This is a genomic window from Treponema parvum (genome assembly GCF_017893945.1).
In the GTDB taxonomy this organism is placed as follows: Bacteria; Spirochaetota; Spirochaetia; order Treponematales; family Treponemataceae; genus Treponema_D; species Treponema_D parvum_A.
In genome coordinates, this window is record NZ_CP054257.1 from 2,055,796 (window position 1) to 2,070,742 (window position 14,947).

At 44.7% G+C, this 14,947-nt stretch carries 18 protein-coding genes; 10 read left to right on the plus strand and 8 right to left on the minus strand.

What is annotated here, in order from left to right:
- The first annotated feature begins 219 nt into the window (after window positions 1-219).
- Complete coding sequence (locus tag HRI96_RS09065; protein WP_210117052.1) at window positions 220-1,047, plus strand: Mrp/NBP35 family ATP-binding protein; 828 nt, start codon at window positions 220-222, stop codon at window positions 1,045-1,047.
- 119 nt (window positions 1,048-1,166) lie between these two features.
- On the opposite strand, the gene HRI96_RS09070 is transcribed toward HRI96_RS09065, so the two are convergent.
- The gene (locus HRI96_RS09070; protein ID WP_210117053.1) at window positions 1,167-2,243 is read right to left on the minus strand and encodes a 2-dehydro-3-deoxygalactonokinase; all 1,077 of its coding nucleotides are present in this window, start codon (window positions 2,241-2,243) and stop codon (window positions 1,167-1,169) included.
- 418 nt (window positions 2,244-2,661) lie between these two features.
- Between HRI96_RS09070 and HRI96_RS09075 the strand changes: the two genes are divergently transcribed.
- A complete protein-coding gene (locus tag HRI96_RS09075) occupies window positions 2,662-3,294 on the plus strand; it encodes a bifunctional 4-hydroxy-2-oxoglutarate aldolase/2-dehydro-3-deoxy-phosphogluconate aldolase (RefSeq protein WP_210117054.1) in 633 nt (210 codons plus the stop codon).
- On the opposite strand, the gene HRI96_RS09080 is transcribed toward HRI96_RS09075, so the two are convergent.
- Window positions 3,275-4,291 (minus strand): tRNA-dihydrouridine synthase family protein, encoded by a 1,017-nt coding sequence (locus tag HRI96_RS09080; RefSeq protein WP_210117055.1) that lies wholly within the window; start codon window positions 4,289-4,291, stop codon window positions 3,275-3,277. The two genes, HRI96_RS09075 and HRI96_RS09080, sit on opposite strands and share 20 nt — an antisense overlap.
- Before the next feature lie 36 nt (window positions 4,292-4,327).
- Complete coding sequence (locus tag HRI96_RS09085) at window positions 4,328-5,233, minus strand: aldose 1-epimerase family protein (RefSeq protein ID WP_210117056.1); 906 nt, start codon at window positions 5,231-5,233, stop codon at window positions 4,328-4,330.
- 61 nt (window positions 5,234-5,294) lie between these two features.
- On the opposite strand from HRI96_RS09085, the gene HRI96_RS09090 reads away from it, so the two are divergent.
- The 3 genes from HRI96_RS09090 (at window position 5,295) to sppA (ending at window position 7,533) form a co-directional block, all read left to right on the plus strand.
- Window positions 5,295-5,441, plus strand: coding sequence for a hypothetical protein (locus HRI96_RS09090; protein WP_210117057.1), 147 nt, complete (start codon window positions 5,295-5,297; stop codon window positions 5,439-5,441).
- A 114-nt stretch (window positions 5,442-5,555) separates the two neighbouring features.
- The gene (locus HRI96_RS09095; RefSeq protein ID WP_210117058.1) at window positions 5,556-6,260 is read left to right on the plus strand and encodes a DUF975 family protein; all 705 of its coding nucleotides are present in this window, start codon (window positions 5,556-5,558) and stop codon (window positions 6,258-6,260) included.
- A 154-nt stretch (window positions 6,261-6,414) separates the two neighbouring features.
- The gene (gene sppA / locus HRI96_RS09100) at window positions 6,415-7,533 is read left to right on the plus strand and encodes a signal peptide peptidase SppA (RefSeq protein ID WP_210117059.1); all 1,119 of its coding nucleotides are present in this window, start codon (window positions 6,415-6,417) and stop codon (window positions 7,531-7,533) included.
- On the opposite strand, the gene HRI96_RS09105 is transcribed toward sppA, so the two are convergent.
- From HRI96_RS09105 to HRI96_RS09125, 5 genes are all read right to left on the minus strand, one after another.
- Window positions 7,521-8,129 (minus strand): response regulator, encoded by a 609-nt coding sequence (locus HRI96_RS09105; RefSeq protein WP_210117060.1) that lies wholly within the window; start codon window positions 8,127-8,129, stop codon window positions 7,521-7,523. The two genes, sppA and HRI96_RS09105, sit on opposite strands and share 13 nt — an antisense overlap.
- Window positions 8,130-8,392: 263 nt before the next feature.
- The gene (locus HRI96_RS09110) at window positions 8,393-9,010 is read right to left on the minus strand and encodes a regulatory protein RecX (RefSeq protein ID WP_210117061.1); all 618 of its coding nucleotides are present in this window, start codon (window positions 9,008-9,010) and stop codon (window positions 8,393-8,395) included.
- 3 nt (window positions 9,011-9,013) lie between these two features.
- Complete coding sequence (gene rpsI / locus HRI96_RS09115) at window positions 9,014-9,406, minus strand: 30S ribosomal protein S9 (protein ID WP_210117062.1); 393 nt, start codon at window positions 9,404-9,406, stop codon at window positions 9,014-9,016.
- A 12-nt stretch (window positions 9,407-9,418) separates the two neighbouring features.
- The gene (rplM, locus tag HRI96_RS09120) at window positions 9,419-9,850 is read right to left on the minus strand and encodes a 50S ribosomal protein L13 (RefSeq protein ID WP_210117063.1); all 432 of its coding nucleotides are present in this window, start codon (window positions 9,848-9,850) and stop codon (window positions 9,419-9,421) included.
- 380 nt (window positions 9,851-10,230) lie between these two features.
- Window positions 10,231-10,461 (minus strand): hypothetical protein, encoded by a 231-nt coding sequence (locus HRI96_RS09125; protein WP_210117064.1) that lies wholly within the window; start codon window positions 10,459-10,461, stop codon window positions 10,231-10,233.
- Between the two features lie 190 nt (window positions 10,462-10,651).
- Between HRI96_RS09125 and HRI96_RS09130 the strand changes: the two genes are divergently transcribed.
- The 5 genes from HRI96_RS09130 (at window position 10,652) to HRI96_RS09150 (ending at window position 14,847) form a co-directional block, all read left to right on the plus strand.
- Window positions 10,652-11,374 (plus strand): AzlC family ABC transporter permease, encoded by a 723-nt coding sequence (locus HRI96_RS09130; RefSeq protein ID WP_210117065.1) that lies wholly within the window; start codon window positions 10,652-10,654, stop codon window positions 11,372-11,374.
- Between the two features lie 23 nt (window positions 11,375-11,397).
- Window positions 11,398-11,724, plus strand: a complete 327-nt coding sequence (locus HRI96_RS09135) for a branched-chain amino acid transporter permease (protein WP_210117066.1) — start codon at window positions 11,398-11,400, stop codon at window positions 11,722-11,724.
- Window positions 11,725-11,843: 119 nt separating this feature from the next.
- A complete protein-coding gene (locus HRI96_RS09140) occupies window positions 11,844-13,031 on the plus strand; it encodes an ABC transporter ATP-binding protein (RefSeq protein WP_210117067.1) in 1,188 nt (395 codons plus the stop codon).
- A 107-nt stretch (window positions 13,032-13,138) separates the two neighbouring features.
- Complete coding sequence (locus tag HRI96_RS09145; protein ID WP_256729328.1) at window positions 13,139-13,969, plus strand: ABC transporter permease; 831 nt, start codon at window positions 13,139-13,141, stop codon at window positions 13,967-13,969.
- Entirely contained in the window at window positions 13,966-14,847 is an 882-nt protein-coding gene (locus HRI96_RS09150; protein ID WP_210117069.1) for an ABC transporter permease, read from the plus strand. The genes HRI96_RS09145 and HRI96_RS09150 overlap by 4 nt, the downstream gene beginning before the upstream one ends.
- Window positions 14,848-14,947 lie beyond the last annotated feature (100 nt).

Genomic DNA, 14,947 nt, shown 5'->3' on the forward strand with positions numbered 1-14,947 from the left:
TTTTTGAAAAAAGCAAAAATTTGACGCGGAGCAAAAGTTTTCTTATCTTCTATACTATACTATGGGAGTGTTTAAATTGAACGTCTAAAACAGCGCCGTTCAATTTAACTTCGAGTTTTCTTTGAAAACTCGTTTTATAACTGTGCGCAAAGAGCGCACAAATTGCACTCGGTCGAAAATTGAAATTTTCTCCCTCGTGCAATTTTATGGGAGTGGATCATGGCGGAAAATTCTGAAAACTGTACGCACAGCTGCGACTCTTGCAGCGCCAACTGCGCATCCCGCGACTTTCATGTCGAAGTGCACAAGGGAAGTACTGTAAAAAAGGTTATTGCAATATTAAGCGGCAAGGGCGGCGTAGGAAAATCTTTGGTGACGAGTCTCTTAGCCGTAAAGATGAATAAATTGGGCTATAAGACGGCTATCTTGGATGCCGACATCACAGGTCCGTCTATTCCTGAAGCCTTCGGACTAGGCGATGACAGAGCAACCGGCGACGGTAAAGCGCTGAATCCTGTCGTAACCGAAAAGGGCATACAGATAATGTCCATGAATTTTTTGCTGGAAAATGAAAACGATCCTGTAATATGGCGCGGGCCCGTAATTGCCGGCGCCGTAAAACAATTTTGGACCGACGTAGACTGGAAAGATGTGGATTTTATGTTCGTCGATATGCCGCCGGGAACGGGCGATGTTCCGCTCACGGTTTTTCAATCGCTTCCGGTGGACGGGATAATCGTAGTGTCTTCGCCGCAGCAGCTTGTCCGGGTAATCGTTGAAAAAGCGGTAAAGATGGCCACGAATATGAAAATTCCTATCATAGGCATAATTGAAAACATGAGCTACGTAAAATGCCCCGACTGCGGTAAAGAGATAAAAATCTACGGCGAAAGCAATATCGATGCGATAGCGACGGCCTATAATCTTCCCGTCCTTGCGCGCATTCCTATCGAACAAAGGGTTACCGAAGCCGTCGACACGGGCGACATAGAAAACCTTGACGTAGATTATATCGACGCAGCGGCGGCCTTGATCGAAAAGATATAAGCCCCGCGTGCCCGGTCTGCACGTCGCCCGGATGAACGGAGCCTGCATGCACGGTGCCGGAACTTAAAGGACAAATCGCCGGTTCGGCAAAAAAAATCATTGATTGCCAAACCTGCGGTTTACCGTATAGTTTTGTATGCGGCGAATACGGCTTTATAACCGAGGGCGGAAAAAGGTATGCTTCCGCATTCCATCCGTTTTACGGAGTATTCGGGGAAAGAATCCTCGGCTATAGCCTTATATATCTGAAATTGATTTTCGGAACCGCAGATATACATGTCGATCGGCTCGCCGAGCTTTTTCAAAGTCCGGTTTTTATCTTCCGCCTTATTTTGGGTTTTAGGATTTTTATCAGGTTTTCCGCCGAAAGCCGCGCTTACGGCCTGTAAAACGCCGCCGTTCAGAACGCCTTCCAAATAGCTATGCCGTTGTTCCGCAGTAGAATCCGTAAAAAGCAGCAGGGAACGGTCTATATAGATCGCACGGTTAAAACCGTACTTTTGAAGATTCCTATAGCCGAGCCGAACCATTTCAGTGTCGATCTTTTCATAGCCGCCTTCAAGAGCGGACGCCAATATTGTTTGGCTTTTTAAAGCTTTAAAAAGTTCCCCCGTAATTGTAGAAACTATGTTCACTATACTTCCGTCTTTTACCGCGGCAACCTGCGTGTGAGAGCCGGGCAGAACAAAGATAAAATTTCCTTTTAGAGCGGAAGCGGAATTTGAAGCCGGGAAAGAACTCATTATTCCGCATATCTCGGTTTCTTCCCCGCGCATATTATTTATACTATCCACATTTTCAGCGGTTATTTTACCTTCGGCGGGAAAACTTTTTATTCCGGGAATAAAATGAATTTCTTTTTTGAAAAACTTTTTTTCATCGAAAACAAACACGTTTCGGGCAAGTTTATTCAAATCGACGGGAACCGTTATGTGAGGAACTTCTACGATTCCGTTAGGCGAAGTTATCATTCCGCTCATCCAAATTTCGCCCACACTTTCTCGGCCGATTTTAAGCTCGGCACAGCCTTTTTCCAAAAGAAGATGGAGCTCGCGAGGGAGTAAATCCTTGTCACCGGAAAGCGCCGAGTCCTTGGATCCCACCGATTTTTCAGCCTTGTAAACAGGTTCTTCCTTGCCGTTAAATACGTACATTCTGGTATTTGTAGTTCCGGAATCAAAATAAAAATCATACATAAAGGCGGCGCCTCCTCGCTGAATATGAGTTTATCAAAAGTTGAAGGAATATGCTATAAATATTTATATGGCTGCCGGTGAAATCGCATCGGGGCTGTACGAGTATAAACAAGCATCGGCATAAAAGGAAAAAGCGAAACGCGAGGCAGCGATAACTGCCGCCGAGCCGCTCTGACCGTTGGCAAGCGAGCTTTCTATAAGAAAGCGAGCGCAGTCCGATACCTATTACGGTCAGCCGCGGCGAACGGCAGGACGCTGCCGGGAGTGTAGCCGTTTTTTTAATGCTGCAAACTAATTTCTATAACTTATATTTTTCGGTACGATTGTCCTAATATAGCCGCTTGAGAAACTGACTCGTAAAAACTCTTATTGACAGACGCGGATTTTACCGGCAATAATATTACAGAGGCAGGAGTAAATGGACGTTCTTTCTTTTATAAAGCAAAAAAAAATCGTTTCCATCGCGCGGAGAATTTCACCGGACAGAATTGTTGAAGCGGCAAAGGCCGTAAATTCCGGCGGAATCTTTTGCCTTGAGATCACATTCGATCAGTCGTCCGACAGCTGCATTGCGGACACGGCCAAATCTATCCGCGAAGTAAAAAAAGCCTTGGGTGATAAGATGTGCGTGGGAGCCGGTACGGTGGTTTCCGTAGAGCAGGCAAGGGCTGCAGCTGAAGCCGGAGCGGATTTTATACTTGCACCGGACACAAATCCCGCCGTCATTTCAGAAGCGAAAAAGCTCGGTCTCGTTTGCGTTCCCGGCGCAATGACGCCCACGGAAATTCAAAACGCGTGGAATCTCGGCGCCGACATAGTAAAGGTTTTTCCCGCAGGATATCTGGGGCTTGACTATATCAAAGCGGTAAGAGCTCCGATAAGCAACGTTCCGATCATGGCGGTAGGCGGCGTAAATGAAAAAAATATAAAAGATTTTCTCGGTGCAGGCTACTGCAGCTGCGGTATAGGCTCGAATATAATGAAAGAAAGCCTTATCAACGAGGGAAAATTTGAAGAGCTTTCACTCCTCGCTAAAAAATTCGTATTTTAACGTATCTGTCTTCGGGAACTTTTTCAAAATATTCTAAAAGCCGCATCTGCGCTTCATCCATATCCTTGGAATTTAAAAGCTGCGTGCGGCAATAATGCGCAAAGGAAAAATTTTGGCAGTAATATGTAAAAAATCTCTGCATCCTTGTGCGCCAAAATTCTTTCGGCTGATAAATTTTTAAGTCTTGAAGATAATCGAAAGCAAGAGCGTATAAGTCCGCCGTGGACAATGTATTTTCATACGACGTTGAAGTCCTGTCCCGACCTTCCGACGACAGGGCACGTTTTATTTCCATAAAAACCCACGGTTTTTGGACGGCCGCCCGCCCTATCATAATTCCGTCGGCAAGGGGCGCTTTTTCAAGGGCGGACGCTGCACTTTCGGCGCCGCACACATCGCCGTTAAGTATTACCGAAACGCCTCTTTTATGCATAATTTCGGAAAGTCTTTGCACATAAGAAAAATGCGGCGCCTTCGAATACTTTTGCCTGCGGGTTCTGGGATGCAACGTGATCATTTCAACCCCTTCGTCCGAAAGCATTTCACAAAAACAAAAAAAACCGTCGTCAGAAAAACCTTCATCGCCCAACCGGATCTTCGCGCTTAGGCGCAGCCTTTTTTTGCCGCAGGCAGCCGAGCGTTCAAGAGCCTTTCTCACTCTCATGACCATGGAGCGTGTTTCTTCGGAGGGCTTTTGCATCCACGCTATTCCGGCGCCGCTTGCGACGATCTCAGGAGCAGAGCAGCCCATGTTCAGATCCAAGCCTATGCCGCCCCGCTCGGCAATCTCAAAGGCGGCTCTTTCCAAAAGATCCGCCTTGCCGCCCGTAAGCTGCCAGACCGTTTTTTCAGGCGCGGCTTCGCTTATCAGATAGTATTTTTCAAAGGGGCCGTGCGTTAAAAGAGAACCGGCGTTTATCATTTCGGTAAAATACTCGTCGCATCCGCCGAATTTTTCTATCATTCGGCGAAGGGCTTCGTGACTTAACGTAGCCATCGGAGCGCAAATTAAACGGAGCTCTTTCACAAAAATTTACAAAATACTTATCGTCTGATCGGAGGTAAAACTTTTTCCAGGCTCAAGAAAAACAAGTCCCGGCTTAATTTCCCACGCATGGCTTGTGATGGCGGGATCCGGCACGCCGTACCAGGGTTCAATACAAACAAAGCGCGGCTCTCCGGCGTTCTGCCATATCATCACATACGGATAATCTTTCGTATTTATGCGAACAAGTTTTCCGGTCGTCTTATTGCGAAGTCCTACCCAGTCGGAACTGAAGGCGGTAAAAAAATGTCCGTTGCCGAATCCTTTTTCGGTCATAGGAATAATGCCGGCGTCTTTTTCACCGTAAGGTTTTGTGTAAGGGGCGATCCCGTTTTCATCCGATGCAAGGTATCCGTCGTCGGTACACACAACGCTCGTAAGAGCTTCTTTTTTTTCAAATTCGATCACGTAATCGCTGTTTTTAGTTCCTTCCTTGTCAGTGTTTCGCGGACAGCATAGTGCCGAATGACTTCCGAGCGAAAAACTTATCTTTTCCTTATCCGTATTTGTGACCGTCGAGGTAAAAATCATATCGTTTTCCGTAAGTTTATAATTTACTTTAAGCGAAAATTTCCACGGATATTTATCCGCGGTATAATCGTTTTCGGTCAATTCAAATTCGGCGGAATCGGAAGTGTTTTTTATAAGCGTAAAATCCATATCGCGCGCAAACCCGTTTATGGCAAGTTTGTATTCTTTTCTTCCATAAGTCATAAATCCGTCGCGGATCCGCCCCACGTGCGGGAACAGTATGGGCGCATGATATTTCCAAACGGACGGATCTCCATTCCAAATGAACTCTGTTCCGTCGGCAATTTCCTGCAAGGAATTTATCTCAGCTCCGTGTGTGTCGATTATCGCTCTGAAACGAGCGTTTTCCAATGTAATATTCATGATAAAAATATATCACATCGGCGCACTTTTAACTATAACAAAAATTCTGTATAGTAAGCCTATGTTCGAAATAGAACTGAAAGCTCATATCTTTGAGCGGCACGACTTTTATTGGCGCCTATCGCCGGAAAAATCTTCGGCAAAAACTTTGGAAATCCTTTGGGCGGATTCGGGTTTTACTTTGACCGACAAAAAAAATAGTATATAATTGGAAATATTCTACGTCGTACGGGACGGCTGCGCTTGAACTGTGCACTGTTCCCCCTCCGGACAAAGTTAAGATCGTTGCAGATTTCTGCAAAAGTTTTTATAGGAGATAAACATGTTTGATTCGGCTTTATACAAAAAAAGAGCGAAAGCACAGCTGAAGGGGCGCCGCCGGGTTCCGATGATAATGACGGCAATATTTTTATTCATAATCACGCTGCTTTTAGCGCCGTCGATGCACTTGATGAAGTCGGTAAGGGTTGAAACGTTTTCCAATTCAATGCCGAACTTTAATTTTAATGTGGCCGTGAATGCGGCTCCGGAACCCAACTTGGCGATATTGTATATTTTAGTATATATTCTGGTTACCGCTCAGCTGTACGTATATTTAAAAGCCGCAAAAGAAACCGCTCCCTTGCATTTTAATAATTTTTTGGACGGGCTTATGCTTTGGTTCAGAGCTTTAAGAGCGGGAATTTGGTTTACCTTGTGGGTTTCCGTATGGTCGTTTTTATTTGTGATTCCGGGAATAATAAAGGCCTTTTCATATTCGCAAATTTTCTTTTTGATTGCGGAATATCCCAAACTTCCCGTACGCAAGGCGATGAAAATCAGTAAAATCCTTACGAAAGGATACAAGGGAGACTTGTTCGTCATGGGCTTAAGTTTTATAGGCTGGTATATATTGTCGCTGCTCTCATTCGGCATAGGATTTTTGTGGCTTTGCCCTTATGCGGAACTCTCGTTTACAAATGCGTATCTTGACCTAAAAGAGATGGCATTTAAAACAGGCAGGCTTTTGCCTGAGGACTTGAAGTAAAACATGATACGCCGGCAATCGGCTGCGGAAAATGAAAATTTTATCATTAAGGAACTTCTAAAAACTTCAGTTTTTAGAGGTAACTCGGCATCTTTAAAAAATAGACAAAGACAAATTTTTAAAAGATGCCATTTATATTAAGAGGACGGACGGAATGTTATATAAATCAAATACAGACAAAGAAAACAAAGATTCTGAAGGTTTTACAAAAAAAAGAAGGCGCCTTTCCAAAGGATATATTGTTCTTATAGGTCTGATAATTGTCGCGGCTGCAGCGGGAATTTATCCCTTGTTCTTTGCACATACAAACTCGTTAAAAACCTCCGATACCGTAAATTCCACGGATCGCAAATCCTTTGACGTATCTCCTTCCGACAAATTCAATAAAATAACGGACATAAAAAAACTTTTTGAAAAAAGATTCAACATCAATGAACTTAAAAAAAGCGACTATATAGCCGTCGTTTACATAGAAGGCGTAATAGAAGACAAAAACAAAACTTACAATCAAAGCGAATTGCTTGACGTCATAAGCGATTTGGAATACGACGAAAGGAACAAGGCCATTCTGCTTTTTATAAATTCTCCGGGGGGAGGAGTTTACCAGTCCGACGAAGTATATACCGCGCTTGAAAGGTATAAAACCACAGGGAAAAAAGTTCACGCATACATGGGAGAACTGGCGGCTTCCGGCGGATACTATGTTGCCTGCGCAGCAAGCCACATAAGCGCAAACAGAAACACACTAACAGGTTCCATAGGCGTGATTGCAGGTCAATCTTTGGACGCTACGGGACTCCTTCAAAAATTGGGCATAAAAGCAAAAACAATCACGGCCGGTAAAAATAAAAACATGATGAATTTTGACGAACCGCTTTCTCAGGAACAGCTGTCCATAATGCAGTCCGTAGCCGACGACGCTTACGTTCAGTTTACAAACATAGTCGCAAACAGCAGAAACATGTCTCAAAAAAGGATACAAACGCTTGCGGACGGAAGAATTTACACTGCGCGTCAGGCGCTTGAAAACGGCCTTATCGACAGCATATGCTCGGTTGAAGAAGCCCAAAAAAAACTTGAAGAAGAGCTTAAAATGCCTATGATCGACAAGCGGACTTTCAGGTTTGAAAGGCGGCCTTCGGTTTATGATTATTTTACTGACATAAAAACGGCCGTTAAGATATTTTCCGTTTTTGCAAATACGGGTTCTATTGATGCGGCGTTAAAGCAGGCGAGCAGAATGTCCTATCCCGCTTACTATTATTCCCGGTAAACTCTTTCCACTATTTTTGAAAGACTGTCAAGAACGAGCGGTTTTCTAAAAAAATGTGCTACTCCCAATTTTTCAAGCCGCTCTTCTATTCCGGTTTCTTCCAAGGCCGTTATAACCAAAACTTGAGGATTGCCGAATTTTCCGCCTTCATAAATCTGTTTACAGAGTTCGAAGCCGTCCATTCCCGGCAGATCAAGATCGAGGATAAGACACTGAGGGTGCTTGCTCGCAAGCAAGAGTCCGGCTTCAAAACCGTCATAGGCTTGAAAAATATTGATGGCGGGAAATTTTTTCCGCATATAATCGGCAATAACGTCATTTAAAGGCTTATCGTCGTCTATTATTAAAAGCGTATTAAGGGCGTATGCGGATCTGTCCTTGCAAAGTTTAAGCAGAGCTTCGGGGATAAGCATGTTTCGGCTGCTCATAAAGGCAGCCAAATCGTCAGGATAAACGCGAAACTGTCCGCCGGGAGTGGTAAAAGCTTTTAAATATCCGCTTCTAATCCAATTAATAGCAGTCTGATTTACGACGCCGCAGATATTTGCAACTTCAAGTGCGGAAAAGACAACGGATTTGGTACCTCTTTTTGACATTATTCAAGCCTCATAATAAAACAATACGTATCAAGTCATTTTAGCATAATACGCTTTTCTAGGGCAAGGCGCCGGAAATGGATAAAGGTAAAAAGGCCGAAACTTCAGCTTGTGGACAATTTTCTTGGATATATGTGCCCGGCAGTCGTTAGACTACAGCACCTTAATGTTGTTGACGTTTGCACTGCCGCCGGTCTGCTGTTGTCTTGCCGTTGCCTGCCATCGGCCTGCTTTTGCCGGTCGCAGCCAGCCGCATACGGGCGTCAAATAAACTCTGTGTCGGCCGCAGGTAGAACATCCCGGATTAGATTGTATGAAAACCCCGCGCGCAACAAGGCGGCAAATGTTTTGTTTTGATCTTTTTTAAGCCTGCGGCATTTTTCCAACGCCTTAATGCAGGCGTCTCTTTCATCGTTTTGAGCAAAAAAATCGTCCAGAGCTGCGGCGGAAGTTTCTTTATCGATGCCGCGTGCGGCAAGTTCACATGCAAGTTTTGACCGGCCTTCGCTGTGAGTTATTTTTCTGTTATTCAGCCATGCGCGCGCAAAACGCATGTCCGACAGATACGAAGCGCTCTCCAAATGATCAAGAGCTTTATCTATCGCAGTTTTTTCAAATTTTTTTACCTTAAGCTTACGATAAAGTCCCGCCCTGCTTTGCTCCGCGCGGGACAGATATTCCAGTGCTTTTTTTTCGGCGGCAAAGGCAAGCCCCGCATTTATAATGTCGTCTTCTTTTTCTTCGATAAAAACCGAACCGGAAACTATTTGTTCGGGAGGCACGAGGGACAGATAAGAGCTGCGGATAAAAAAAGAAGGTCCCGACTCGGTTATAATTTTAATACAACCGGCAGAGACCTCTTCAACGCGGGAAATAACCAAAGTTTAACGTTTACTGAACTGGAATCTTCTGCGCGCGCCCTTCTGGCCGTATTTTTTACGTTCAACCATGCGAGAGTCGCGAGTAAGGTACCCGTTAGCCTTAAGAGCCGTGTGCGTATCCTGGTCGATCTGTGTCAGGGCGCGGGCAATACCGTGCAAACAGGCAGCGGCCTGTCCGTTTAATCCGCCGCCGAGAACATTGATCACGATATCGAATTTGCTGTCATTTGAAGTAACCAAGAGCGGCTGATGAACGATACGGATCTGTTCTTCGGTCGCAAAATAATCTTTTATATCTTTTCCGTTTACAACAATCTTTCCGCTGCCTTCACGCATAAAAACACGGGCGACCGCAGTTTTTCTTCTACCTGTACCAATAGCAATATCTTTTACCATCTCAAGCTCCTGTTAAATTTCAATCGGCTGCGGATTTTGCGCAGAATGCGGGTGTTCGGCGCCGGCATAAATTTTTACATTGCCGGCCATAGTGCGGCCGAGTCGTCCGCTCGGGAGCATTCCGTTTATCGCACGGCGCATCGGTTCTTCAGGATGCTTTTTGATCAATTCTTCATAGCTGCGTTTTTTTAAGCTGCCTACAAAACCGGTCGTATAATTGTAATAAATCTTATCAGTCTGCTTAGCGCCTGTCATGGCCGCCTTCCCGACATTGATAATGACAACATAATCACCCATATTTTGATTTGCGGTAAACGAAGGTTTGTTTTTGCCGCGCAATATTGAAGCCGCTTTTGCAGCAACGCGCCCTATCGGTTTATCCGTCGCATCGATCAAATACCATTTACGGTCTTGTTCGTGTTCTTTTACGAAAATAGTTTTCATGCATATACCTTACTAAAATAAAGTTGTTCGCTTTGGGATCTTGCATCCGATCCTTTGGCGCACCGATGATCGAGCAAAACATCGGCGCTATATACGGGGTATATAAATATAAATGAATTTAAATGAAAGTGTCAAGTGAATTACAAACCGCTGTCGCAGCGAATCACTGCGCAGCAGGCGCGACAACGAACAATCGAATCGGCACGCTGCCGGCACAACAATAGCGGAATCACGGCGCGACAATAGTCAGCAAAACCGAATTTAAAATCACAGATTTCGGCACCGACAAAATATATATCAGCAGAATGTGAAAAATAAAGGCTCGCTTACTTCAAAGCGCGCTGTTTTATAAAATGCGCTGTTTCACTGAACGACGAAATTTATTTTTTTTCTTCCGCAGACTGGGCGGCGGCCTCTTCTTTTTGAGCTTCTTTTTTGTCTTTAATGTCGGCCGCCCCGATAAACAAGGCGATAAGGCCTATAAAGGCGGCGAGAACTGGTGCGCATCCTTTTAAAAACGCAATTATTTCCGCACTCCAATCGAGACACGAGGGAAGCGCCGCAACAACGGTAAAAGCGATCAAAACCAGACCTATAATTATTGAAACCATAACATCCGTCCTTAAACAATTTAAAATTTTCGACTGCCGTCGTAGATGCGGCTGCAAGACCGAACAATATCAATCTTACACAATTTTTAAGGCAAGTCAATGATGTTCTGCCGCATAGTTTTACCCGCAATCGGGTTTGTAACAATCGGGTTTATTTGCACAAGGATATAAGTTTAGCTATACTATAAAAATGAACAGATACTACATCGCGCAGGCCGTTAAAATAACTTCGCCCGTATTTTTCGGATACATTGCCATAGGGATCCCTTTCGGACTTATGGTGACGACGGCCGGTTACCCGTGGTGGCTCGCTCCGCTCATGAGCCTTTTGATGTATGCGGGGGCGGGACAATATGTTGCGATAGGCTTGTTTGCATCAGGCGTTCCTCTTACGGCGATCGCGGTTACCGAATTGCTGCTTAACATAAGGCACATAGTGTACGGCCTTTCCCTCATAAGCGGATTTAAAAATACCGGAAAATGGAAACCGTTTTTAATCTTTGCACTTACCGACGAAACCTACGCGCTTCTTACCGGCGTTAAATTACCGAAACACACGGATCCGGGGGCTTTTTACGGAACTATAGCGCTGCTCAATTACTCGTACTGGGTTTCGGGCAGCACAATAGGAGCCGCAGCCGGCGCCGTTTTGCCTTTTTCATTTGAAGGCGTAGATTTTGCGCTTACCGCGCTGTTCGCAGTCATGCTTGTAAACCGTATGAAGTCTACCCGCGACTTTTTACCTGTCATAATAGGCGCCGCGGTAACGGTATTTGCCGTAATATTATCCAAAGCGGGAATTCTGGACGGAAAACACATATTGATCTGTGCCCTGTCGGCAGGAATAGCAAGCCTTATTATTTTCCGCGGAAATAAAAGCACAAAAGAAATTTCAAACCGAACGGAACCGTAAAATACGGCAAAAGGAAGATTTAAATGAAATTAAACATGCAAAGCGTTATGATTGCGGTTGCGGTAAGCGCGGCGATCATTTTCGGTACCAGAGCTTTCCCTTTTATACTTTTTTCCAAAAAAGAGCCGCCTGCAATCATAAAATTCATTGAAAAGTATATTCCGCCCATGATCATCGCAATACTTGTAGTCTACGGGGTTAAAGACATAAACGTAACGGCATTCCCTTACGGAATTCCTTATTTTATAGCCCTTGCTTCTGCGGTCATGCTTCACTTATGGAAAAACAATCCGATGCTGAGTATTTTCGGCAGCACGATTTTATTTATGATCCTACAAAAACTATGGTAAACTGCAAATTTTTTCCAAAATAATTAAAAAAAATATTGACAAAGCCGAACAATAGCAGCATTGTAGATCTTACGCTAATATTTTAAAGCGCTTATTATTGACCTCTACAGGAGAAGTCATTGAAAGGCAGTCGGGTTTCCATAGACCATGTTTCCAAGAACTTCGGGGATTTCCAAGCGCTTAGAGACATAAATTTTGTTATTAAGCCGGGTGAGTTTTTCTCACTCCTTGGTCCGTCAGGATGCGGAAAGACAACGCTACTGCGCATAATAGCCGGATTTGAAGATCCCGACGAGGGCTCAATTCTGTTTGACGATAAAAACGTCATACCTATGCCGCCGGATAAACGGCATTCAAACACGGTATTTCAGACTTACGCGCTTTTTCCTCATCTTACCGTCTACGAAAACATTGCGTTTCCTTTGCGGTTAAAAAAAATCGATAAAAAGACTATAGATGAAAAAGTACGCTCGTATATCCGCTTGGTTCAGCTTGACGGCCACGAGGACAAAAAACCTAACAGGCTTTCAGGCGGACAAAAGCAGCGCGTCGCCATCGCGAGGGCGCTCATAAACGAGCCTCAGGTACTGCTCTTGGACGAACCGCTTTCCGCTCTGGACGCTAAGCTCAGGGCGAACCTCCTTATCGACCTTGACAACCTTCACGACAAGATCGGCATAACGTTCATTTACGTAACGCACGATCAAAGCGAAGCTCTTTCAGTTTCGGACCGTATCGCCATCATGAACCACGGCCGTGTGCTGCAAATAGGCACGCCTTTTGAAATTTACGAAAGCCCCGCGACGCAGTTTGTAGCGGAATTCATAGGCGAAACAAACCTGTTTGAAGCCGAAGTTGAAAAATGCGTGCCTTACAATGTAAACGGCGACAAAGAATACATGGTAACGCTAAAAGTTCCCGCATTGGGCAAGCAGGCGCCGCTTCCGACGGATACGCCCGAAATGGCCGACAGCGATAAATTCATGATGGTCACCGATTATGAGCATACGGAACCGGGACAAAAAGTTGCATTTACCGTCCGCCCCGAAAAAATCCGTATAACCAATGAAACCCCGAACGTAAAAGGACGAACGGACATAAACGTATTTAAAGGAGTCGTAGAAGAGCCGGTCTATTCGGGATTCCAGTCCAAATTTTATGTCCGCCTTGAAAACGGCGCCGTCATCAAAGTATTCAAACAGCATACAAATTACCTGGACGACGGGCCTGAAATTTCATGGAAGGACACCGTTTACGTTTCATGGTCTGCAAACGACGGTTACATTGTTGAGGATATAGAGCGATGAGTAAAAAAGCGGACTTAACGGAAAAACCTCCGACGGGTAAAGAAGAATTCTCCTCTATAGCAGGAGGGCGCAAAAAATCAAACCCGGGCGCTCTGTACGCGTGGCCTATGGGGCTGTGGTTTATAGCGTTCTTTATCGCACCGCTCGTTATCATAGTAGTATACAGTTTTATGAAAAAGGGACTGTACGGCGGAGTTGAATGGGAATTCTCCCTCAAAGCTTACCGCCAAATGCTCAGCCCCAATTACGGAATCCTTGTCATGCGGACGCTAAGATTATCCGTAATATCTACGCTCATTACTATTCTGATAGCCCTTCCCTGCGGATATGCGATGGCAAGAAGCAAATATCAGACCGTTCTCCTTTTTCTTGTCATAATTCCGTTTTGGACAAATTCGCTCATAAGAATTTTTGCATGGATGTCCATATTGAACAACGACGGAATTTTAAATCAGATACTGAGAAGCCTCGGACTTGTAAAAAACTATGTAAAATTTCTTTATACCGGAGGCGCCGTAGTGCTTGTTTCCGTGTACATGTATATTCCGTACGCCATTTTGCCGATTTTTACCGCCGTAGACAGATTTGATTTTTCGCTCCTTGAAGCCGCCCGCGACTTAGGCGCCAATAAATTCCAAGCGATAATGAAGGTTCTTATCCCCAGCATAAAAAGCAGCATTCTTACCGGCGTGGTCTTTACCTTTATCCCTATTTTCGGCGCATATACGGTGCCGCTTTTGGTAGGAGGAAAGGATTCCTACATGCTCGGCAACATAATCGTGGACCAAGTTCAAAAAACACGCAACTGGCCGCTTGCGGCGGCTTTCAGCATGGTTTTGACGGCAGTAAGCACGGCAGGGGTGCTTTGGATGCTCGCTGCAAGCAAAAATGCCGCCGCTCTCAAAAAGACGGATAATACGGATGGAGCGCCAAAATGAAACTCAATTTTTATTCCATTTTGGCAAGCCGTTTTTTATGGAAAAAACGGCCGACGGGCGAACCTGCCGTACATGCAAAAAAGACATGGAAGCAGAGAGCAAAGATGCTGTCGTTTTCAAAAACGGTTCTGTTTTTTACATTGCTGTTTTTATTTATTCCTCTTATCATCATTACGGTTTTTTCATTCAATAAAAGCAAGGGCGGAGAATTTACAGGCCTTTCTCTTATCTGGTATAAAAAACTTTTGTTCGAGTCAGGAGACCTTTGGGCTGCGCTTTTTAACAGCCTAATAGTGGCGGTTACCGCAGGAATAGTTTCTACGATCCTCGGCACCTTGTCCGCGCTGGGAATAAGCTGGTATAAGTTTAGGGGCCGTTCGTTCATACAGACAATAAGTTTTTTGCCCATGGTGCTGCCGGAAGTTATAATAGGCGTTTCGATGCTTATATTTTTCAGCGGAATAAAACTTCCCTTGGGGCTGTTCACTATTTTTGCGGCGCATACTACTTTCTGTCTTCCGTTCGTTTACCTCATGATTTCGGCGCGCCTTGACGAATTTGATTTTTCAATAATCGAAGCCGCTCACGACTTGGGCGCAACGGAATTACAGACGATGACAAAGGTAATAATTCCCGCCATTATGCCGGGAATACTTTCAGGCTTTTTAATGGCGATCACAATGTCGCTTGAAGATTTTGTGATTACGTTTTTTGTTTCCGGCCCCGGATCGACTACGCTGCCTCTGTATGTTTATTCCATGATCCGCTTCGGTGTTTCTCCGGTGATAAATTCGCTTTCATTTGTCATGATCTTATGTACTTGCTTTATAGCCTTTGTGCTCAGGGGAGGCCTTAAAACCGTAGCGTCAAACAGGTGACCGGTTTAATCAAAAAATACGCCGATTGCAAACTGCAAAAAGCTTTAACCGTAAGGCGATAAAAGAACCGGCAAAATTTAGCCGCATTTTATGGGAGTCT